The sequence below is a fragment of the Virgisporangium aurantiacum genome (assembly GCF_016863635.1).
Lineage (GTDB): Bacteria > Actinomycetota > Actinomycetes > Mycobacteriales > Micromonosporaceae > Virgisporangium > Virgisporangium aurantiacum.
The window spans coordinates 31,095-51,397 of sequence record NZ_BOPG01000031.1 but is presented as its reverse complement, the minus strand read 5'-3'; the positions used below and the strand labels follow the sequence as shown (position 1 = coordinate 51,397).

The 20,303-nt window shown below is 72.2% G+C and carries 14 protein-coding genes; 2 read left to right on the top strand and 12 right to left on the bottom strand.

Features of this window, described 5'->3' with window-relative positions:
- Positions 1–102 precede the first annotated feature (102 nt).
- On the top strand, positions 103–1,074 hold the full coding sequence (locus tag Vau01_RS24345) for an alpha/beta fold hydrolase (protein ID WP_203996670.1): 972 nt from the start codon (positions 103–105) through the stop codon (positions 1,072–1,074).
- Between the two features lie 25 nt (positions 1,075–1,099).
- Here Vau01_RS24345 and fxsT read toward each other — a convergent pair whose 3' ends face one another.
- Genes fxsT through Vau01_RS24315 form a run of 6 tightly spaced genes read right to left on the bottom strand, consistent with a single transcriptional unit; the run spans position 1,100 to position 10,157 of the window.
- Entirely contained in the window at positions 1,100–4,987 is a 3,888-nt protein-coding gene (fxsT, locus tag Vau01_RS24340) for an FxSxx-COOH system tetratricopeptide repeat protein (protein ID WP_203996668.1), read from the bottom strand.
- Complete coding sequence (locus Vau01_RS24335) at positions 4,984–6,213, bottom strand: TIR-like protein FxsC (protein ID WP_203996666.1); 1,230 nt, start codon at positions 6,211–6,213, stop codon at positions 4,984–4,986. The genes fxsT and Vau01_RS24335 overlap by 4 nt, the downstream gene beginning before the upstream one ends.
- Complete coding sequence (locus Vau01_RS24330; protein ID WP_203996664.1) at positions 6,213–6,878, bottom strand: TIR domain-containing protein; 666 nt, start codon at positions 6,876–6,878, stop codon at positions 6,213–6,215. Before Vau01_RS24330 ends, Vau01_RS24335 begins: the two co-directional genes overlap by 1 nt.
- Before the next feature lie 58 nt (positions 6,879–6,936).
- Positions 6,937–7,707, bottom strand: a complete 771-nt coding sequence (locus Vau01_RS24325; protein WP_203996662.1) for an AAC(3) family N-acetyltransferase — start codon at positions 7,705–7,707, stop codon at positions 6,937–6,939.
- 35 nt (positions 7,708–7,742) lie between these two features.
- A complete protein-coding gene (locus Vau01_RS24320; protein ID WP_239151811.1) occupies positions 7,743–9,983 on the bottom strand; it encodes an FxsB family cyclophane-forming radical SAM/SPASM peptide maturase in 2,241 nt (746 codons plus the stop codon).
- 3 nt (positions 9,984–9,986) lie between these two features.
- Positions 9,987–10,157, bottom strand: coding sequence for a hypothetical protein (locus Vau01_RS24315; RefSeq protein WP_203996655.1), 171 nt, complete (start codon positions 10,155–10,157; stop codon positions 9,987–9,989).
- Positions 10,158–10,297: 140 nt separating this feature from the next.
- Here Vau01_RS24315 and Vau01_RS24310 point away from each other — a divergent pair, with 140 nt between their 5' ends.
- Positions 10,298–10,900 (top strand): hypothetical protein, encoded by a 603-nt coding sequence (locus tag Vau01_RS24310; protein WP_203996653.1) that lies wholly within the window; start codon positions 10,298–10,300, stop codon positions 10,898–10,900.
- On the opposite strand, the gene Vau01_RS24305 is transcribed toward Vau01_RS24310, so the two are convergent.
- The 6 genes from Vau01_RS24305 to Vau01_RS24280 form a co-directional block, all read right to left on the bottom strand.
- Positions 10,893–13,124 (bottom strand): aminotransferase class III-fold pyridoxal phosphate-dependent enzyme, encoded by a 2,232-nt coding sequence (locus Vau01_RS24305; RefSeq protein WP_203996651.1) that lies wholly within the window; start codon positions 13,122–13,124, stop codon positions 10,893–10,895. The two genes, Vau01_RS24310 and Vau01_RS24305, sit on opposite strands and share 8 nt — an antisense overlap.
- Entirely contained in the window at positions 13,121–14,182 is a 1,062-nt protein-coding gene (locus Vau01_RS24300; RefSeq protein WP_203996649.1) for a threonine aldolase family protein, read from the bottom strand. Before Vau01_RS24300 ends, Vau01_RS24305 begins: the two co-directional genes overlap by 4 nt.
- A gap of 48 nt (positions 14,183–14,230) precedes the next feature.
- Entirely contained in the window at positions 14,231–15,487 is a 1,257-nt protein-coding gene (locus Vau01_RS24295) for an LLM class flavin-dependent oxidoreductase (protein ID WP_203996647.1), read from the bottom strand.
- Positions 15,488–15,495: 8 nt separating this feature from the next.
- Positions 15,496–16,608 (bottom strand): LLM class flavin-dependent oxidoreductase, encoded by a 1,113-nt coding sequence (locus Vau01_RS24290; protein ID WP_203996646.1) that lies wholly within the window; start codon positions 16,606–16,608, stop codon positions 15,496–15,498.
- A gap of 76 nt (positions 16,609–16,684) precedes the next feature.
- Entirely contained in the window at positions 16,685–17,479 is a 795-nt protein-coding gene (locus Vau01_RS24285) for a DUF1684 domain-containing protein (RefSeq protein WP_203996645.1), read from the bottom strand.
- Positions 17,480–17,523: 44 nt separating this feature from the next.
- Complete coding sequence (locus Vau01_RS24280; RefSeq protein ID WP_203996643.1) at positions 17,524–20,250, bottom strand: AfsR/SARP family transcriptional regulator; 2,727 nt, start codon at positions 20,248–20,250, stop codon at positions 17,524–17,526.
- Positions 20,251–20,303 lie beyond the last annotated feature (53 nt).

The following is a 20,303-nucleotide window of genomic DNA, read 5'->3' as shown; positions in this document are numbered from 1 at the left end:
CAACTTTCCGGCCACAATCGTGACCCGCCCGGGCATGTGGCGTTAACATTGTCGTCCGGGCATCATACGGCAGCGTCGAGTCGCTATCCCTCGGGAGGGTGAGTGTCCCAGCAGCGGGCTTCCGAGCACCCGGTGGTGGTCGACGATCGTAGCCTGGCGGTAGACGACTCGGGTGACCCCGGCGGAGAGCCGGTCTTCCTGCTGCACGGCACCCCGGGTAGCCGCAGCGGTCCGCGCCCGCGCGACAGCGTGATCTACCGGCTGGGCGTCCGCCTGATCAGTTACGACCGTCCGGGCTACGGCGGTTCGACGCGGCACGAGAAGCGCGACGTGGCGAGCGCCGCCCGGGACGTCGCGGCGATCGCCGACGCCCTCGGCATCGAGCGGTTCGCCGTCGTCGGGCGCTCGGGAGGCGGTCCGCATGCCCTCGCGTGCGCCGCGTTGCTGCCCGATCGGATCACCCGCACCGCTGTCCTGGTGGGCATCGCGCCGCGCGACGCCGACCTCGACTGGCTCGACGGGATGACCGACGCGAACGTCCACGACCACACGCAGGCCTATGACGATTCGTCGAGACTGGTGGAGCGCCTGCGACTGCGGGCCGACCGCACGATGAGCGATCCCGACAGTTTCCTGCGCGTACTCCGCGAGCAAATGCGCCACGTCGACCGCCAGATCGTCGACGACGTGGTGATGCAGCGCCTGCTGTCGGCGACCTATCAGGAGGCGCTGCAGCACGGGCCGTACGGTTGGATCGACGACCTGCTGGCGTTCCGCGAGCCGTGGGGTTTCGAGATCGAGTCGATCAAGAGCCGCGTCCTCCTCTGGCACGGCGCCGACGACAACTTCTCGCCGGTGAACCACACCCGGTGGTTGGCGTCCAAGCTGCCCAACTGCGACCTGCGCATCCAGCGCGGCGCCGCCCATTTCGGGGCGATGGAGGTCCTTCCCGAGGTGCTGGTCTGGCTGATCGACGGAGACGCCACCGACGCCGACGACCCGGCGGCGCTCGACTCGGCCCTCGACCGCATCGGCACCCCCGGTCTCGTCCCCGCCGAGTCCGCCTCCCCCTGACCCGCCGTTTGCTGACAGGGCAGCGTCAGAACGGGTGCGGGTCGATCGTGCGGTGCAGGAACCGCCGGTCCCGCAACGCGTCCGTGGCCGGATGCCGCGCCCCGATCCGGCGGGCCAGCCGTTCCAGCACCTGGCCCTCACGGGCCATCGGCTCGTCGCGGCCGAGGTTGGTCAGGATGATCGCCAGGTTGGCTTCACAGCGCAGCGTATCGGGGTGGTCGGGGCCGAGCGTGTCCAGGAGCCGGACGGCGGCGTCGCGGCTGAGCTCGAGCGCCAGTTCCCGCTCGTCCTGCTCGGCGAGGACGATCGACAGGTTCATCTGGCTGGCCAGCGTGTACGGATGGTCGGCGGTCAGCACCTCGCGCATCTCGTCGAACGCCTCCTTCGCCAGGTCGTAGGCGCGGGAGTAGTCGTGGTCGGCGCGGGCGATCGCGGCCAGGTTGTTGACGCAGACCAGGGTATGCGGGTGTGACCTGCCGAGCGTGTTCTGGTACGCCGACCGAACCGCCTCCATCTCCCGCCGGGCCCGGTGGTAGTCCTCCTGGCCCAGCAGGTTGACCGACCGGCTCAACCGGCACGCGAGCGTGTTCGGGTTGGCCGGTCCGAGCGTATCGGTGAGCGCCTCGTAGGAGTCCTCCAGCAGAACGGCGGCGTCCTCGGCCCGGCCGGTGCTCCGCAGGGAGACCGCGAGATTCGTCTGTTCGTTGAGGAGCGCCCGCCGGTCGGGTTCCTGGCTCGCCCGCAGCTTGTCGAGGATCGACTGGAGCAGTACCACGGACTGCTCGTAGTCGCCGGCCTCACGGATGTCGCGGGCGAGGTTCGCCGCCGAGGCGAGCGTGGCCGGGTGACTGTCGCCGAGCACCTGGATGCGGGTCTGGTAGGCGAGTTGGTCGCGGGCCCGCGCCTCCCGGAAGTCGCCGACGAGGCGGTACGACGTCGCCAGGTTGTTGAGCGACGCGAGGGTACGGGCGTGGTCCTCCCCCACCTCACGGGCCCAGGACGCATAGGTCTTCTGGTCGCGATCGAGCGCCTCACCGTACCGGCCGAGGGCGCGCAGGTCCGCAGCGAGGCTGCCGGCCGTCATCAGCGTGTTGGGGTGGGTCTCGCCGAGCAGTTCACGCTGTTCGGCGTGGACGTCCTCGTCGAGCCGGAGCGCGTCCTCGAACTGGGCCTCGTCGCGCATGAGGTTCGCGAGGTTGAACCGGAGCTGGAGCAGCTGGCGGCGTAGGACCTTCGGGTTGTCGACCTTCACCTTGGCATCGCGTTCGGTCCAGATCCGCTCGATCCGCTCGGTGAGCTGGCGGGCCTGCTGGATGCTGCCGCCGTTCCACACGTACCGGACGCGTTCGATGAGCAACTGCCGTACCGGCTCCGCCACGCAGTTGACCGCTTCCGACGGCTCCAGGTGCGGCCACAGCATCCGGAACTTCGGCCAGGTGACCGGGTCCTCGACCTCGCCCTCGGGGCGGAACCGGGCGAGCACGAGGTGCACCTGGTGCCGGATCTCCTCCAGCTCCTCGTCGTTCATCCGCGACCGCACCACGTGCTGGAGCACCCGGTGCACCTGGATCTGCTTGGGCCGGCCGGTGATGTCGAGCTTCAGCAGCGCGAGCCGGTTGATCTGCTGCACCAGGCTGGCCCGGACGGTGCGGTCGGACAGTGACGGATCGATGGGTCGCAGGCTCCGGGCGAAGTCGTCGCTGTAGACGAGGTCAAGGGCGATCTCCGGTGCGAGCACCGAACACAGCTGGAGCAACCGGAACGCCGCGGCCGACTGCTGCTGCAGCCGCTTGAGCGACAGGTCCCAGATCGCGTTCACGTATTCGTCGGCGACGCCGCGCTGCTCGATCTCGGTGATGTACCGGCCGACGTCGTCGCCGGTGTCGGCCAGCCATGCGCCGGCCGCCGAGATCGCGATCGGGAGGTCGCCGAGGAGGTCGGCGAGCCGGTCGGCGTCCTCCCGCCGGATCGAGGGCACCCGCCGGCGCAGGTGCTCGACGCTTTCCCGGCGCTGGAACACGTCGACCTCGACGACGTTCGCGGTGCGGCCCCATTCGGCGTTGCGCGACGTGATGAGGACGTGGCCGTTCTCGCTCTGCGGAACGAACTCCAGCACGCGGTCGACGTCTTCGGCGTTGTCGAAGATGAGCAACCACCGCCGGTGCGGATCGCCCGCCTGCAGGGCGTTGACGAGCACCTTCATCTTCTCGCCGATGTTCGGCTGCGGTGCCAGGTCCAGCTCCTCACCGAGGTCGGCGAGCTGGATGTCGATGAACGTCACCGGGTCCGAGTCGATCCACCACACGACGTCGTACGCCGACCGGAACCGGTAGGCGTACTCGATCGCGAGCTGGCTCTTGCCGATACCGCCGAGTCCCTGCAGGGCGACCGGCAACGACTGCGGGCCACCGGCCAGGACGGCCGTGGTTCGGCCGGTACGTAGTCGTTCACGAAGCTGTTCGAGGTCCTTCTCCCGACCGGTGAACCGCGCGTTGCGGGACAGGGCCTTGAACACCTTCGGCGCCGTGCCCGGGAACCGGGCGCCGACGCTCGGGTCGAGGTCGACGAACGGACCGGCGCGGCCGACCAGTTTGAGGATCTGTTCGGCGACCGCGCCGGCCGGCTGGTTGGCGACGAACACCGACGAGTCGCGCGGGAAGCTGCGCGGTTGGCGGACGTCGGCGACGAACACGGCGAGCGGCGACCGGCTTCCCCGGTCGACCGGTGACGAGTCGCTCAATGCCTCGACGTTGGCCGCGGAGACGATCGTGAGCTGGCGGGCCGCCGCCGACGCCCGGTCGGCCGACCGGTCGCCCGGGCCGGTGTTGTTGACCTGCACCCCGTTCGCGACGAGGACGTACTCGATCCACTCGGCCCAGACCTGGTCCTCGCCCGCGTAGTGCAGGGTCACCTCGCTCTCCGCCACGGTCAGCCGGCGCACGAACTTGTCGCTGTACCGCCGGCGTTCGTCGGGCGGGATCGAGGGGAGCCGGACGACCGCGCCCTCGGTGATGTAGCTGACCAGGCGCTCGTAGGCTGCCAGCAGCGTCGTCGGCTGCCCGGGCTCGTCGCCGAGGGTCGCCAGCATCTCCTCGTAGGCGTAGAACGGCTGGTACGGAACCTGGACGGCGGCCCAGTAGAAGGACCGCTCCTCGTCGGTCATGCCGGCCGGCAGACCGCCGAACCGGCGCATCGCGACCGCCCGGCTCACGTCGGCCTTCTGCTTCTCCGCCTGGTCGACGCGCATCGCCACGGGCAGAATCCGGATGCCCCGTCGCTTGTACCGGCTGCGGATCTCCCGGGCCAGGTTGGCCGCGCCGTCGATGCCCTGCTCCGAGAACGTGAAACAGTCGATCAGGACGTCGGGCAGCTGGTGGGTGCAGATCTGCGCGATGTCGCTCAGCCCGGTGCGGCTGTCGATCAACGTGTAGTCGTAGTGCTTGCGCATGTTCTGGCGCAGCGCGTCGAGGAACTGCCCGCCACCCGAGCGGCGGTAGAAGTTGTCCCAGTCCAGGCCGTTGAGTGTGGTCGCGTAGTCGTTGTTCTGCCGGCCCGCGGGCAGGAAGTCGAGGGTGCCGTTGCCGGGGAACGTGTGCCGCAGCGAGAACGCGGCGCTCTCGACCTTGGCGTGCAACTCGTGCCAGTTGTCGTCGCGGGCGCCGCCCTTTGTCGTCTCCCACTCGAACTTGCGCACGAGGTCGATGACGCCGTCGGTGGCCTCCAGCACGCCCGGGTCGATGAACGGGCTGAAGAACCGGTGCAGGCCCGGAGCGTCGAGGTCCCAGTCGACCACCAGCACCCGCTTGCCGTTGGCGGCCAGGATCCAGGCGACGTTCGCCAGGGCCATGGTGCGGCCCGTGCCGCCCTTGAACGAGTAGAACGTCACGATCCGGCCGGATGCGCTGCTGTTCATGAGTCAACTTCCTTGGGGGGCGGGGCAGTCGAGACGCCGTGGCCGGACATCGTCGGACGGGGAACGTGGGCGCCCTTGGGGGGAAAGACGGGGGCCTTACGGAGGAACTCGCGCCGCGCTTCGGTGATGAGGGCAGGCATGAGCTGCACGAATTCCTCTACCTCGCCGACGCGCTTGACCCGGTTGGCTCCGGGCTCGCCGAGTATCCTAAGCAGTCGTTCGCGCAGCGCGGCGCCACGCGCGTCACCCGCGGGGTCGTCGCGGTCGGCGACCACGAGCAGGGTCACCCATTCAGGTAGCCGTTCCAGCGCGCCGTTCCCCGCCACGAACGTATGCCGTTCGGCGGCCGTCGCCGGGTCGATGAGCAGCAGCCCCGGACACGAGTCGTACATCGAGCCGACGGCGTCGAGGTCGACCACCCTCGTCGGCAGGCCGAGGCGTTCGGCGACGGTCGCCGCGTACTGCGCGATCGGCAGTGCCTGCGCCTCCGCGAACGGCCGCCACTGGGCGCCGGCCGACGACCCGGCCGGCACGGGCGTCGGTCCGTCCGGGCAGAGGACGCCCACGACGAAAGGCGTGTCGGTGGTCGACCGTGAGGTGTCGGGGACGTCGCTGGGTGACGGCGCCGGCGACCTGCCGACCGGGTGCAGCTCCGCGGCGTCGACGATGCGGCGGGCCAACCGGTCGACGATGTGACGGTAGTCGGCGCGGTAGGTGCTGAGCATCAGCAGGGCCCGCAGGCCGTTCTCCGTGTACGCGGGCACGTTGACGCCGAGGTCCAGCGCTGCGTCGCGGTCGGAGACCGTTCCCCACGACGTGATCGGGAGCCAAAGCACCGGGGCGACGTGCTGGTGCGGATGGACCAGCCCGCGGCAGGCGTCGAGGCGCCGCTGGAACGCGGTGCGCTCGCGCATCGGCCACGACCGGTTGAGATACCCGGGCGAATACAGGGCGACGAACACCTCGGCACCGCCGAGCGCGTTCGCGAGTTCGGCGTTCCAGTCCGATCCGGGGCGGATCTGTTCGTCGAGGAACCCGACGCTCATCGCCGTCGACGCGCGGGCGCGATGCGAAACCGCCTCGGAGAGGTCGGCGAAGAACTCACGGACCCAGTAGTCGGCGTCGCTGCTCGCCGCGTCGGGCGGCCACACCACCGGCGCCGAGTGGGCGTAGCTGAGGAAGAAGTAGTACCTGGGCGACCGTCCGCCGGCCGGGTCCGTCGACATCATGCTCCTCTCGGGCCGAACGCCGTTCGAAACGTCTCCTTGCCGGTGAGTTGCAATGGCTCGACCCAGTAGCGCTGATGGATCCGGAAGACCGTCATCGCCAGGCTCCAGACGATCGGTCGGTACGCGTCGTCGCCCGCCGCCATCAGACCGAACAACCCCTGCGACTGGTAGAGATCGACGTTCTCCGGGGTGCACAGGTCGGTGGGCACGAACCGGTTGACCTCGTCGATTTCCGCCGGCACGTCGACGGTGTACGGAGCCCACAGGATCGGGATGATCGCTTTCGCGTTCGCCGGCTTGCCGTCGTCTCGCGACAGCACCCGCCGTCGGGTGAACAGATCCCATTCCATCGCGCACCATTCACTGCGGATCAGATACGGCGTCGAGATCAGGCAGATCAACACCTGACACGTGCTCGCCTTCTCCAGCAATTGTGGTCGCCACAGGTCGCCCGCCTCCATGGTTATGTCCATGAATCCGGGATCTTCACCCGGAAAGGCACCGACGAGCTGTCCGAGATGCTCGGAGACGTCACGGTACAACCGCTTGACGTGCTGATTGATCGGCTGCGGCGGCGCGGCCGGCCGGTGCAGCTGACGCTGACGGGCGTAGCTGAGAAAGAACACCGGTGCCCGCGGATCATCGTTGATCTCAACAGTCACGAAATGGTCTCCCCGTCGATGTCGCGCGGTACGCCAAGATTAGGTGTCCGCACGGACTTCATCCAAGCGCCCGTTTTTTCGTCAACCATCCGACGGCGAAATCGACGCTCGCCCGGACGGGAAGCACCCGCGTCGGCGCGGCCCCGACGCGACCGTGCCGCACGAACGCCTCCCGGTCGAGATCCGCGCCGAGCCGGTCGAAGTCGGTCGGATCGAGGTCGAGATCCTCGAAGTCGCGTCGGACCCGCCGGCCGTCGACCGACACGAAACACCGGTACGACCGGCTCGGCCGGGGCGGCGGAAGGCGGTACTCGGCCAGGTGCAGCGCCGTGCAGCCCGCGTATCCGACGCCGAGCAGCAGGATGTCGGCGTCACCCGCGTACAGGCCGCCCAGCGGCGACTGCTCACCGAGATGGCAGTCGAGGTCGTGCCGGCGCATCAGGTCGGCGGCGCGCGCTCCGACCGCGGCGAACGACGTCTGCGGATGCGCGCTGCGCACGGCGTCCGGACGGGTCCGGACGTGTTCGGCGAACAGGCCCATGTGCTGCGACGGGGTGGTGTCGACGTCGAATCCCGGCATCCGCTCTTCGTACGCCTCGCGTTCGGCAGGCGTCATTCCGGCGGTCGTCCGCCGATATGCCGCCGAACTGACCGAGTTTTCGGTGGTCTGCGCCGGAACCACGATCGTCGCGTCGGTCCCGACAACGGCGGTCAACGCGGCGAGCAGCGTCGCCGGACCGCCGTCGACGCGGCCGATCCGGCGCATCGCGCAGTGCACCAACAGGTCCCGGCCCAGGCGCACGCCGGCGGCCCGCAGGGCGTTCTCCATCCCGGCGACGGTGACGGCAGGGTCAGTCGCGCCACTCAGTCGCGCCACGAGGCAAGGGCCTCGCCCATCCGCTGGACCAGTCGCCGCCCGGCGGCGGTGAGCGCGTCCGTGCCGAGCAGACCCTCGATCGCGGTGGCCGTCCAGTCCCGGTAACGCCGGTACTTCGCCCGCGCCTCCGCCGGGTCCGTGCCGGTCGTCGGGTCCGTGCCGGCCGTCTCGACCCGTGCCCGCCAGATGTCGGCGACGGCGAGGTGGGCGTACGTGCCCTGCAGCACGCCCTCGACCGGCCGCGGGTCCTTGCGCCAGCCGACCGTCATCGTGCCGGGGGCGGCCGGGTCGAACAGGTCACCGACGTCCATGACGGCACCGAGCTTGCTGTGCTGGAACTCGTGCACGATGATCTCGGCCAACATGTCCTCGTCGGCAACCGGAGCGGTCGCCACGGCGCCGAACGCGTGCCGGGAGGTGGCGCTGCGCACGCCGCCATCGCCCGGCAGCAACGGCACGACGGCCCGTAGGCCCTGCCGCAGGGCGGGCAGGTGGTCGGGGGTCTCCCGGCCGATCGTCCGCCAGGCGGCCCCGATGAGCCGCTGCCAACCGTCGGCGGTGGCCGCGTCGACCGGATCGGCGACGGGCACGTCGTAGCAGTCCCGGAACGGGTCGGCGTCCTCCAGCAGCACCTCGATGTCGGCGGGCAGCAGGTGCCGGGTCGGGTGGCCCACCCGCAGCCCGGCCGTGCGCAGCACCGTGACTCCGGAGCCGTCGTCGGCGACCTCGACCATGCCCAGCGTCGGCAGGTGCACCCGACCGTCGCGGACGGGAACGGGCAGCGCCACGTCGACGTCGGCCCGGACGGCGGCGGCCGTGGCGATCGCGCACAGCCGGGCCGGATCACCCTTCGACCCGTCGAGGCAGCGGACCGCCCAGGCCCGGACGCACGGATGGGCGAGAACCGCGCGCACAGCCGCGCCGGCCCGCTCGTCCAGATCGGCGAGGACCTCCCAGCCCTCGGCGGCCGCCCCGCCGAACTCGTCGGCGACCGTGAAAACCAGCGCCCGGGTGATGGCCTCCTGGTTGGCCAGGAGGTACCCGATCGTCGCGGCGGAGCCGAAACCGGTGCCGAGGTCGTCGATCAGGTCGTCGGTGAGGTCGTCGAGCGGTGCGGCCGGCGTCGGGTTCGGTCGGGTGTTCATCGAGGTGATGAGCTCCTTGAGGTCTGAGCAGTACACAGACGGGTTGTCGAACCCGGAACCGGTCCGGTACCGGTGCGCGTACAGGCCGCCGCCGCACTGGTGGACCACCGGGCAGGCGCGACAGGTCGCGCTGAGCGCCGCCAGGCCCTGCTTGCGGGCGGCCAGCGCGGGGTGCCGGGCCGCCTCGTCGGCGCTGTGCCGGAAGACGTCCAGGCCGGTTTCCGGCGCGCCGTCGTAGGCCGTTTTCAACGAGTCGGCCTGCTCCCAGCTGCCGTCGGCCTCGACGACGACGAGGTCGACCGGGTCGAGGCCGACCGCCTCCGTGCCGCTGGCCCGACCGGCCCGGGTCGCCTGGAGGGAGTCGAACAGCCGCACCGACATCGGCCGGCCGTCGGCCACCCACCGATCGTGGACGGCGAGCAGCCACTTCGCGTACGGCGCGGGCCCCTGTCCGGGCGGCGGGTCGTCCCACGTCGCGTGCGGGAGCAGCAGGTCGATCCGGGGCGGCCGCTGGTCGCGGAGCGCCTCGTACACGGCGACCGGATCGTTGGCCACGTCGACGGTGCACAGCAGACCCGCGTAGATGCGGCGGTAGACCGGCCGACGCAGCAGGGACAGGCCCGCCAGCACCGCCGCGTGGCTGCCTCCGCCGTGCGCGTACCGACGGTGCCGGTCGTGGGCGGCGCGGTCGCCGTCGAGCGAGACGCCGACCTTCACGTCGTTTTCCAGGAACAGGTCGCACAGCGCCTCGGTAAGCTGCACGCCATTGGTCTGCATCCGCAGGTCGAGCCCGGTGACCGGTTCGATCCGGGCGCGGAGTTCGGTGAGGATCGCCGCCAGCCCGGCCTGCCCGACGAGCAGCGGCTCGCCGCCGTGCAGCACCACGTGAACAGCGCCGAGGCGGTGCGTCCGGGCGTGCTCGGCGATTCGTTCGGCGGCCGCGCGAACGGTGTCCGGCGCCATGACGACCGGACGGCCACGCCAGCTCTGATCGGCGTGCTCGTAGATGTAGCAGTGGTCGCAGGCCAGGTCGCAGCGACTGTGGATCTTGAGGACGAACTGACTCAGGTGCTGATGCGTCACCGGTCAGATCGAGGACTGGAACAGCGACACGAGGGTGTTGCTGTTTCCGAGAATCCGGCTGCGGATGCGGCGGGCGCGTTCGCGATCGATCTCGCGAAGAGACTCCGGCCTGGTGGGCAGCGCGGTGCCTGTGATGCCGGCTCGGTCGGTTCTGCCGGCGGCGACGGGTTCCATGCGTTCCTCCAGGAAGGGCGATTACCTAACAGAGCATAGAGAACACTCGACGTAATGTCACCGGTGTTACCAGGCCCAGCAGGGAGCAATCCATCCACCATTCTGAATGGTGAATTGACTCCCGCTGTCACTCTGTTGCCATGGTGACGGGGGAACGACGTCTGTCGTTGTCGTCGGGTGGGGTGAACGCCCGGACGGCGAAGATCATCTGGTGGGTGGTCCTCATCGGGCCGGTTCTCACGCTGGTCAGCTTCGCCGTCGGGGCCTTCGTCGTCGTGATCATCGGTGATGTCGCCGACCTGTCCGAGTCCGCGACCAGCGGGTGGGCCGCGGTCGGCGCGGGGCTCGCGTTCGTCGCGGCGGCGGCGTTCGTGCTCTACCAGATCCTGGCGCTCGCCCGCACCGCGGCCTGGCTGGAGGGCAGCCGGCTCACGGTGCGACGGGTGCGGGCCCGCACCGTCGACCTCGCGTCCGCCCGGATCGTCAGCCTGAGCGCACACAACGAGCGGCACCGGCCGCTGCAGGGCGCCGTCAGCACGCCGATCCGCACCCCGTACCTCTCGGCCTCCGACGACGCGACCACCGTGCACCTGCGGTTGCGGGACCCACATGGCGGGCTGCTGCCGCCGGAGGAGATGCGGGCCCTCGCCGACGCGGTCTCGGTCGCCCGCTGCCCGGGTGCCGAGGACGTCGCGTCCTGGTTCCGGGCGATCGCCGCCGACCCGCGGAGCCTGTTCAGCTGACGGCCGCGCCGGGCGCCGCACCGACAGCCGCCCCGAACGCCGCCAGGAACGTCCCGACGTGCTCGTCGGTCCAGATCAGCGGCGGCCGCACCTTCAGCGTCGCCCCGCCCGGCCCGGTCGTGCCGACGAGCACACCCGCCTCCCGCAGCCGCTCCGCCACCTCTCGCGCGGTCAGCCACGCCGGATCCAGTTCGACCCCGATCATCAGCCCCGGGCCGCGCACGTCGACGATGCCCGGCAGCCCCAACGCGACGATGCCTGCGCGCAGCGCGGCGCCGACCCGCCCGGCGTTCGCGACGAGCCCGTTCTGCTCGACGATGTCGAGCACGGTCAGCGCCGCGACGGAGGAGACCGGGTTGCCGCCGAACGTGCTGAAGTACTCGTCGACGGCGGCGAACCGCTCCGCGACGTCGCGGCGGGTGATCAGCGCGGCGACCGGGTGGCCGTTGCCCATCGGCTTGCCCAGCGTCACGAAGTCGGGCTCGATGCCGAAGTCCCGGAACCGCCACAGGTTCCCGCCGCCGCGGCCGAAGCCGGCCTGCACCTCGTCGGCCAGGAACAGGCCGTTGCCGTCGTGCGTGGCGGCGACCAGGCCGCGCATGTAGGCCGGGTCGGGTTCGCGGATGCCGGCGGCGCTGAACACGGTGTCCACCACCGTCAGCGCCACGTCGTGACCGGCCCGCCGCAGGGTCGTCCGGGCGGCCTCGACCGCGGCGCCGGCGTCGGCGCCGTCCGGGCCGGGGCCGGGCGGCGTGAAGACCGCCACGTGCGCCGGCCGGGCGTCGGGCGGATAGGTGTTCGTCGACAGGGCCGAGGTCGCCGCGCTCACGCCGTGGTAGGCCAGGTCGGCGGCGATCGCGCCGGTGTTGCCGGTGTACACCGTCGCCATCCGCCAGGCCAGGTCGTTGACCTCGCTGCCGGAGTTGGCGAACACGCACGTGTCGAGCCCCGCGGGCATGGTGGCCAGCAGCCGCTCGGCCAGTTCGACGGCGTGCGGGTGCAGGTACCGCGAGTTCAGGTTCAGCACCGCGCTCTGCCGCGAGATCGCCTGCACCACGGCCGGGTGCGTATGGCCGAGCACCGGCACGTTGTTGTAGGCGTCGAGGTAGCGGCGTCCGTCGGCGGCGTGCACCCACGGCCCCGCTGCGCGCGTCACCTGAATTGGTTTTCTGTAGAACATGGGCGCGAGGTTGTCGGCACCGAGGGCGCCACGGCGCCGCGCGGCGAGATCGGCGTGGTTTTTCGGTGACGGGCGTGAGCGCCCCGTTCCGCACATCCGGTGGAACCGGTCGGCCAGTGCCGTGGGCTCCAGCGGGCTCAGCAGGTCCAGCAGCCGCCGGTTGACGTCGTCGCTCTGGGCCAGGTAGGCGCCGTTGGCCGGGTGGCGGGCCACCATCCGGGCGGAGATGAGCAGGCCGGCCACCGTGCGCGCGAGCACCAGTTCACCGACGACGTCGACCTCCTCCGGTTCCAGCGGGGTGAGCCGCTGGTACCCGTCGAGGAGGCCGGCCGCTGCGGCCCACGGGTCGGCCGCCTGCCGCATCAACGCGGCCAGCCCGATGGCGAGGTCGGCGACGCGGGCATTGTGGTGCATGTCGCCGAAGTCGATCAGCCCGCTGACCTTTCCCCGGTCGACCAGCACGTTGCCGAGGTTCAGGTCGCCGTGCTGCACGCCGGCGGGCAGCGCCCGGGTGGCCGCGCGCAGGTCGACGAAGCGGCTCGTGTCGAGGCCGGGCCCCAGGCGGCTCACGTCGCGCGGGTCCCAGTCGAGGTCGCGGGCGGCGGCCGGGTGCGTGAAGCCGCGCAGCGCGCGCGACATCCGGGCGCAGGCGGCGCCGAACTCCGCCGCGAACGCCGCCGGTTGCCGCTCCCGGTCGGCGGGTGTGCCCGGCATGCCGGTGATCAGCCGCACCAGGTGGGTCCGCCCGTCGACCGCGGTCATGGGGACGGTTTCGCCGTGGATCCGCGGCACCGGCAGGCCGGGGTCGACGTCGGCGATGTGTCGCATCGCGGCGCACTCCATGTCGAGCACCCGCGGGTCCTCGGCCGAGTTGGCGACCTTGAGCACGAAGGTCCGCCCGTCGGCGGCGTGGACGAGGAAGTTGCGGTCGCGCTCCGCGGGCAGGCTCGCGGCCGCGGCCACCTCGAGGCCGAAATGCTCGGTGACGATCGCCGCGGCCGCCGCCTCGTCGACCAGCGGCGCCGGTTCGTCGAGCACGATCATCCGACCTCCTGCTTTGTTGCCACCTTGACGGCGTCGATCATCCCGTCGACGTCGTCGGGCGTGGTGTCGAACGAACACATCCAGCGCCGCACGTCGTCCTCCCAGTCGTGGAAGGCGAACGCCTGACGCACCCGCGCCGCCACCGGCTCCGCCAGCGCGACGAACACCGCGTTCGACTCGACCGGGTACCCGATCCGGACCCCGTCGAGCCCGGTCAGGCCGTCGGCGAGACGGGCCGCCATGGCGTTGGCGTGCGACGCCAGCCGCAGCCACAGGTCACCCTCGTAGAGCGCGACCAGCTGCGCCGAGACGAACCGCATCTTCGACAGCAGCTGCGTGGCCCGCTTCTGCAGGTACGGCAACGCCTTCACCGCAGCCGGATGGTCGTCACCGCGCGGCACCACCACCGCCTCCCCGAACAACAGCCCGTTCTTCGTGCCGCCGAGGCTGACGATGTCCACGCCCGGCTCGGTGATCAGGGTCCGCAGGTCGACGCCGAGGTACGCGGCCGCGTTCGCCAGCCGCGCCCCGTCGACGTGCAGGACCAGGCCAAGCTCGTGGGCGCAGTCGGCGAGCGCTTTGAGTTGCTCCGGTGTGTACGTGGTGCCGCACTCGGTCACCTGCGAGACCGACACCACGCTCGGCTGCGCCGCGTTGATGTGCCCGATGCCGGTGGCGTGTCGGCGCACCAGGTCCGGCGTGAGCCTGCCGTCCGGCGTCGGCACGCCGATCACGTGCAGCCCCGCGACCGACTCCGGTGCGGTCCCCTCCGAGGTGGCCAGGTGCGCGGACCCGGCACAGATCACTGCCCCGTACGGTGGCGACATCGCCTGCACGGCAAGGACGTTGGCGCCGGTGCCCGTCAACACCGGAAAGCTGGCGGCGGCAGGCCCGAAATGCCCTTTCAGCACCTCACCGAGCCGGGCGGTGTGGTCGTCGCCGCCGTAGGCCCGCTGATGCCCCCGGTTCGCGTCCACCAACGCCGCCAGCACCGCGGGATGCCCACCGGCCTCGTTGTCGGACGCGAACCCGCGCCGGTCGCGGTTCTCAGTGCTCACGACGGGGAACCGTACCGGCAAGGTCACGGGTCGCGCGACCTGCGCCCGTTACGGGAGGTTCAGGTGCTCGCGCAGCGTTCGGCCCTCGTACGCGGTGCGGTAGACGCCGCGTTCCTGCAGTTCGGGCACCAGCCGGTCCACGATGTCCTCGACGGTGCCGGGCAGCAGTTGCGGCAGGATGTTGAACCCGTCGACGGCCCGGGTGGTCACGAAGCGGGTCCACTCGTCGGCGATCTGGCCGGGCGTGCCGACGAACCAGCTGTGCTGCGGGGTGACCGCCACCACGAGGTCACGGATCGACCATCCGCGGTCGGCGGCCAGCCGCCGCCACTCGGCGATGCGGGCGAGCTTGCCGGTGCGCCAGGCGATCGGGAGCGTGCCGCGCGACGGGTCCAGTTCGTCCGGGGTGGGCTCGACGTCCGGCAACGGGCCGTCCGGGTCGTAGCCGGACAGGTCCTTGCCCCAGTGCTGTTCGAGGAACGCGATGGCCCGCGGACCGGTGGTCTGCTCCTGCCGGATCCACGCCGCCTTCTCCTCGGCCTCCGCCGGGGTGGCGCCGAGCACGACCGACGCGCCCGGCAGGATCCGCACCGAGTCCGGCGACCGGCCGTATCCGGCGAGGCGCCGGCGCAGGTCGGCGGCGTAGGCGGCCGCCTTGTCGTAGTCGGTGTTGGCGGAGAAGACCACGTCGGCGTGCCGGGCGGCGAGGTCCCGGCCGCCGTCGGAGTCGCCGGCCTGGAAGAGCACGGGACGCCCCTGCGGGCTGGGCGGCACGGTCGACGTCGCCTCGACGTCCACCAGATCGGTGTGGACGGCCGCACCGCCCGACCACAGCGCCTTCGCCGCCTCGACGAACTGGCCGGCCCGTTCGTAGCGCCGCTCGTGCGGCAGCCAGCCGCCGTACCGGAAGTTCTCGCCCGTCCAGGCGTTGTCGGTGGTCACGACGTTCCAGCCGGCCCGGCCGCCGGAGACGAAGTCGAGGCTGGCGAGCCGGCGGGCCAGGTCGGCCGGGAAGTTGTAGGTGGCGTTCTGGGTCGCCACCAGCCCGATCCGCTCGGTCTCCGCCGCCAGCGCCGCCAGTTGCGTGATGGCGTCCGGGCGGCCGGCCACGTCGAGGTCGTAGACGCGCCCCTGGTTCTCCCGCACGCGCAGGCCCTCGCCGAGGAAGAACGCGTCGAACAGGCCGCGTTCCATGGTCTTCACGGTGGCGACGAACGTGTCGATGTGGGTGTGCGAGGCGAAGTTCGGTGCGGTCCAGATGAGGTTGGGCCCGACGCCGGTGAAGAACACCCCGAGGTGCAGCATGTTTCCCCCTACGCGAACTGGTTGGCGGGCCGGGGCAGGCCGAGCGTGTCGCGCAGCGTCGGCCCGGTGTCGGGCCGGCCCGGGAGCGCCGCGGCCAGCCGGGGCAGGTCGACGGCCAGCTTCGCCGGGTGCAGGCGCACGCCGTCGACGACGCCGGCCAGCCGGTCGAGCAGTGCCCGGAACCCGTCGGCATCGCCCACGTGTCGCAACCGACCGGACGGTGCCCACGGCGTCACCGCATCGCGGTCCGTCCCGAGCTGGACCTCGACCTCGGCGAAGACCAGCCGGGCACCGTCCGCGCGGGCCTGCCGGGCCCGCTCGGCCGTTTCGTCGACGGTGGACGCGGCGACCAGCGCCACGTCGAGCCGATCGGTGACGCCGAGCGTGTCCGCACCGATCACCACCACCTGCCCCTGCGGCGGGCGCGGGGTGATCAGCGGACCGGTCACCGCGAACCGGGCGCCGGTGAAGTTGACGTGGTGCACCCGGTCGGCGTCGAGGAACCGGCCGGCGGCCCGGTCGCGGATGATCGCGTCGTCCTCCCACGAGTCCCACAGCGCCCGCGCCACGTCGACGACGTCGGCGATCTCGCGGCGCAGCCCGGCGTCGTCGAGCGGCCGGTCGCCGACGGTGGCCAGCGCCGCCGCGGAGTTCTCGGCGCCGATCACCCAGGCGGCCCGGCCGAGCGAGGCGTGGTCGAGCGAGGCCAGCTGGGTCGCCAGGTGAAAGGGCTCGGTGACCGTGACGTGCAGGGTCGGCGCCAGCCCGATCCGCCGCGTGCGTCGCGCCAGATACGCCGCCCGGACGCCGGCCTCGACCCGCGCCGCCCCGCCCGCGCCCGCCTCGACCCCGCCGACCCCGACCCGCACCGCCCCGCCGGCCTCGACCCGCGCCGCCCCGCCGACCCCGACCCGCGCCGCCCCGCCGGCCTCGACCCGCGCAGTCCCGGCCCCCGGTGGCAGCGGCGAGTCGGCCAGGGTCACGAACGCGAACCCGGCCGCCTCGGCGGCCAGCGCCGCCTCCAGGCCGACGGCGTCGGCCGGTGTCGGGTCGCCCGCGGGCCGCGGTCCGGGGTGCGCACCGGCGCCGTCGATCTCCACCGCCAGGTGCAGACCGGTCATGACGGGTCCCCACTCCGTGGTGACCCGCCCTGACCGGGAGGGCTCAGCTCGATGATTCCCTCGCACAAGTGCTCGGTCATGCGACGGCCAGGTGCTCGTACGGGATCTTTTCGCCTGCCTCGACGGCGACCGGCAGCCGGTTCTCGGGCGGCGGCAGCGGGCAGGTCGCGAACTCGGTGTAGGCGCAGGGGAGGTTGGTCGCCCGGTTGAAGTCGAGCACGACCACGCCGTCGGCGTCGGGTGGGTCGATGGCCAGGCTGCGGTTGGCCGCGTACGTGGTGACGCCGGACGTCTCGTCGGTGAACAACGCGAACAGCTCCCCGGGCGCCCGGCCGTTGAAGACGGTCAGCGCCAACGGCGTCCCGCGCACCTCGAACTCCACCCGGCCCGGCGACTCGTAGACGTGCTCCAGCCCCTCCACCGCCGCACCGACGGTGACCTGGCGCGGGGTCCCGGACGGCACGTACCGGCCGGCGACCACCCACGCCGCGGTCGGCTCGTACGCCGGCACGCCGCGGAACCGCGTCCGCAACGGGTGGTCGGGATGCCGCGGCCGGACGATGTCGAAGCCGCCGCGCTTGGCCACCTCGATCACGGCGTCACCGGAGACTGCGTCGATCCCGGTGCGCTCCGCGAGAACGCCGAACGAGTACCGCCCGGTGACGGTCGCCCCGTCGACGGTGAGCGTCTCGCCCTCGGCCAGGTCGACGACGACGCCGTCGGGGCCGGTCGACCACGAGCCGGGTGCGTCGGCGAAGCGTTGCGGCTCGTCGGTGAGGAAGTTCAGGCTCGTAACGGCCAGGAAGCCGTGCGGGTCGGCCAGCCTGCGTTCGTGTTCGGCATGCCACTGCTTCCACTGCTGCGGGTCCATCACCCGAGGTTAAGCCTATTTATCCGATAGGAGAGAGGTGACTTTCAACACGCGCTGATCTGGTCGCGGATCGCCGCCGCCCGCCGGCTGGCGTCCCGGGCGCCCGCCGGATCGCCCGCCGCCCGGCAGGTGTCGGCGAGCCGGGCCAGCGTCTCGGCCTCGCGGTACCGGTCGCCGTTCTCGCGGTGCAGGTCGATGGCGTGGCGGTAGCTCGCGGCGGCCCGCTCGTGGTCGCCCAGCTGGTGGTGCGCGTAGCCGAGGCTGTGCCAGGTGCTGGCCTGCCCGTACCGGTTGCCGGTCGCGCGTTGCAGGCGCAGGGCCTCGTCGCAGTGGATGATCGCGGACGCGTGATCGCCGAGCTGGGCGTGGTACCACCCGATCTGGTTCAGCGCGCTGGCCTGTCCGGCCCGGTGGTCGGCCGTCCGGTAGAGGTCGAGCGCGTCCCGGGCGTGCCGGAGCGCGTCGGGGTGGTTCCGCCGCTGTTCGCTCAGCCAGGCGAGGTTGAGGTGCGTGTGCGCCCGGCCGACGTGGTCGGCGAGCTGACCGCACAGCGTCAACGCCCGGCGGTAGTGCTCCTCGGCGGCGTCGTGGCGGCCGAGCCGGGTCCAGGCCCGGCCGAGGATGCGGTGGGTGTACGCCTGCCCGGGGACGTCGGCCAGGCGAACGGCGGCCGCCAGCCCGACGCGGTGGGTGTCGGCCAGCTCCTGCCAGTACGTCCGGTAGTCGAGGAAGCTGGCCAGCGTCCACGCCAGTTGCCAGGCGTAGACGTCGCAGTCGGCGTCGGCGGCGGCCGACACGGCGGCGACGAGCACCGCGTGCTCGGCGGTGAACCACGCCAGCGCCTGCTCCTTCCCGGTGATCGGCGCGACCACGACGCCGGGACGGACCGGCGCGACGGTGATCGGGTCGCGGTGCGGGTTGACCGCGCGGGCGGCGGCGCAGCCGGTGTTGAGGTAGTGGTCGAGCACGCGGCACAGCGCCGCCCGCCGCTCGTCGGCCGTGTCGTGCTGCCGCGCGAGCTCGGCCGCGTACGCCCGCAGCAGATCGTGCGACGCGTACCGGCCGGGCCCGGGTTCGTCGACGAGGTTGGCCCGCACCAGTTCACCAAGCGCCGCCCGGGCCGCCGCCGCCGGAACGCCGGCCAGGCTGGCCGCCGCCCCGACGCCGACGTCCGGACCCGGGTGCAGCGCGAGCAGGCGGAACAGGTCCGCCGCCGGGGCGCTCAGCGTCCGGTACGACCACGAGAACACCGCCCGCACGTCGGCGACGGGGTCGGCGTCCCCGAACGCGCCGAGGCCGTCACCGCGCAGCTGCGCCGCGAGGCCGGTGAGATCGGACGCCGGTTGCGCCGCCGCCCGCGCCGCCACGACTGCCAACGCGAGCGGCAGTCCCGCGCACCGGTCGACGATCTCGTCGACGGCCGACGGCTCGGCGGCGATCAGGGCGGCGCCGACGCGCGCGCCCAGCAACTGGCGGGCCTCCTCGGCACCGAGCAGGCCGAGCGTGAGCGGGTGCGCGCCCTCGACGGTGACCAGGCCGCTGAGGTGGTTGCGGCCGGTGACCACCACGACCGAGCCGGGCGACCCGGGCAGCAGCGGCCGGACCTGGTCGACGGTGGCCGCGTTGTCGAGCACGACCAGCACCCGCTTGTCCGCGACCAGGCTGCGGTACAGGTCGACCTGTGAGTCCGGGTCGACCGGGCGGTCCTCCGGCCGCACGCCGAACGCGTCCAGCAGCCGGCGCACCGCCTCGGCGGGCGTCATCGGTGCGCCGGACGGGTCGAACCCGCGCAGGTTCAGGTACAGCTGCCCGTCCGCGAACCGGCCGGCGATCCGGTGCGCCCAGTGCACGGCGAGCGCGGTCTTCCCGACGCCGGCGGTCCCCCACAGCGCGACGACGAGCACGGCGGTCGGCTGCGCGCCGCCGGTGGCGAGGATGGCGTCGAGCTCCGCGAGATGGCCGCGCCGGCCGGTGAAGCCGTGCACGTCCAGCGGCAGTTGCGCGGGGGTCGGCGCGGCCGGAACGCGATGAAGGATCGACCCGTGCAGGCGGCGCAGCTCGAACCCGGGCTCCACACCGAGTTCGGCGGCGAGCCGGCCCCGGACCTTGGCGTACTCGTCGAGCGCCTCCGCCGAGCGGTCGTCGGCGCACAGCGCCTCGATCAGCAGGGCCGCCAGCGGCTCCACGAGCGGGTGCCGGGCCGACGCCTCCCGCAGCGGACCGATGACGGTCGACGCGCGGCCGAGCCGCAGGTGCGACCGCGCCCACTGCACTGTCACCTCCAGCCGCTGCTGGGTGAGCGCGTCCCGGGTGCGGGCCGCCCACTCGCCGGTCGCGTCGGCCAGCGCCTCGCCCCGCCAGAGCCGGATCGCCTCGTCCAGTGCGGCGCAGCGGCGCTCGTCGTCGGTTTCGGGCCGGCGGGCGTGGTCGGCCAGGTGCCGGAACCGGAGCAGGTCGAGGTGGGCGGCGTCGACGTCGATGCGGTACCCGCCCGGCACGTGCTCCAGCGCGACCGGCGGGTCCGCGCCCGGATCCGCGCCTGCGGCCTTTCGCAGCACCCGCCGCAGCCGCGTCACGTAGCTGTACAACCCGCTGCGCGCACCGGCCGGCGGGTCCTCGCCCCACACCCGCCGGATCAGCGTCGACGTGGCGACCACCTCGCCGGCGTCGACGAGAAGCGCCGCCAGAACCGTTCGCTGCTTCGCCGGACCCAGGTCGACCGGCCGGCCCGCCGCCCACATCCGCACGGGGCCGAGGACCTCGAAGGTCACCGTTTCATGGTAAGGGCCCCTTGCGCCGCCACGGGATCAACGGTAGATATCTA

Bases quoted from the DNA above. Each gene is read 5' to 3' on its own strand.
- fxsT (WP_203996668.1), bottom strand. From the start codon at position 4,987: ATGAACAGCAGCGCATCCGGCCGGATCGTGACGTTCTACTCGTTCAAG.
- Vau01_RS24335 (WP_203996666.1), bottom strand. From the start codon at position 6,213: ATGTCGACGGACCCGGCCGGCGGACGGTCGCCCAGGTACTACTTCTTC.
- Vau01_RS24325 (WP_203996662.1), bottom strand. From the start codon at position 7,707: ATGGAGAACGCCCTGCGGGCCGCCGGCGTGCGCCTGGGCCGGGACCTG.
- Vau01_RS24315 (WP_203996655.1), bottom strand. From the start codon at position 10,157: ATGGAACCCGTCGCCGCCGGCAGAACCGACCGAGCCGGCATCACAGGC.
- Vau01_RS24310 (WP_203996653.1), top strand. From the start codon at position 10,298: ATGGTGACGGGGGAACGACGTCTGTCGTTGTCGTCGGGTGGGGTGAAC.
- Vau01_RS24305 (WP_203996651.1), bottom strand. From the start codon at position 13,124: ATGATCGTGCTCGACGAACCGGCGCCGCTGGTCGACGAGGCGGCGGCC.
- Vau01_RS24295 (WP_203996647.1), bottom strand. From the start codon at position 15,487: ATGCTGCACCTCGGGGTGTTCTTCACCGGCGTCGGGCCCAACCTCATC.
- Vau01_RS24290 (WP_203996646.1), bottom strand. From the start codon at position 16,608: ATGACCGGTCTGCACCTGGCGGTGGAGATCGACGGCGCCGGTGCGCAC.
- Vau01_RS24285 (WP_203996645.1), bottom strand. From the start codon at position 17,479: ATGGACCCGCAGCAGTGGAAGCAGTGGCATGCCGAACACGAACGCAGG.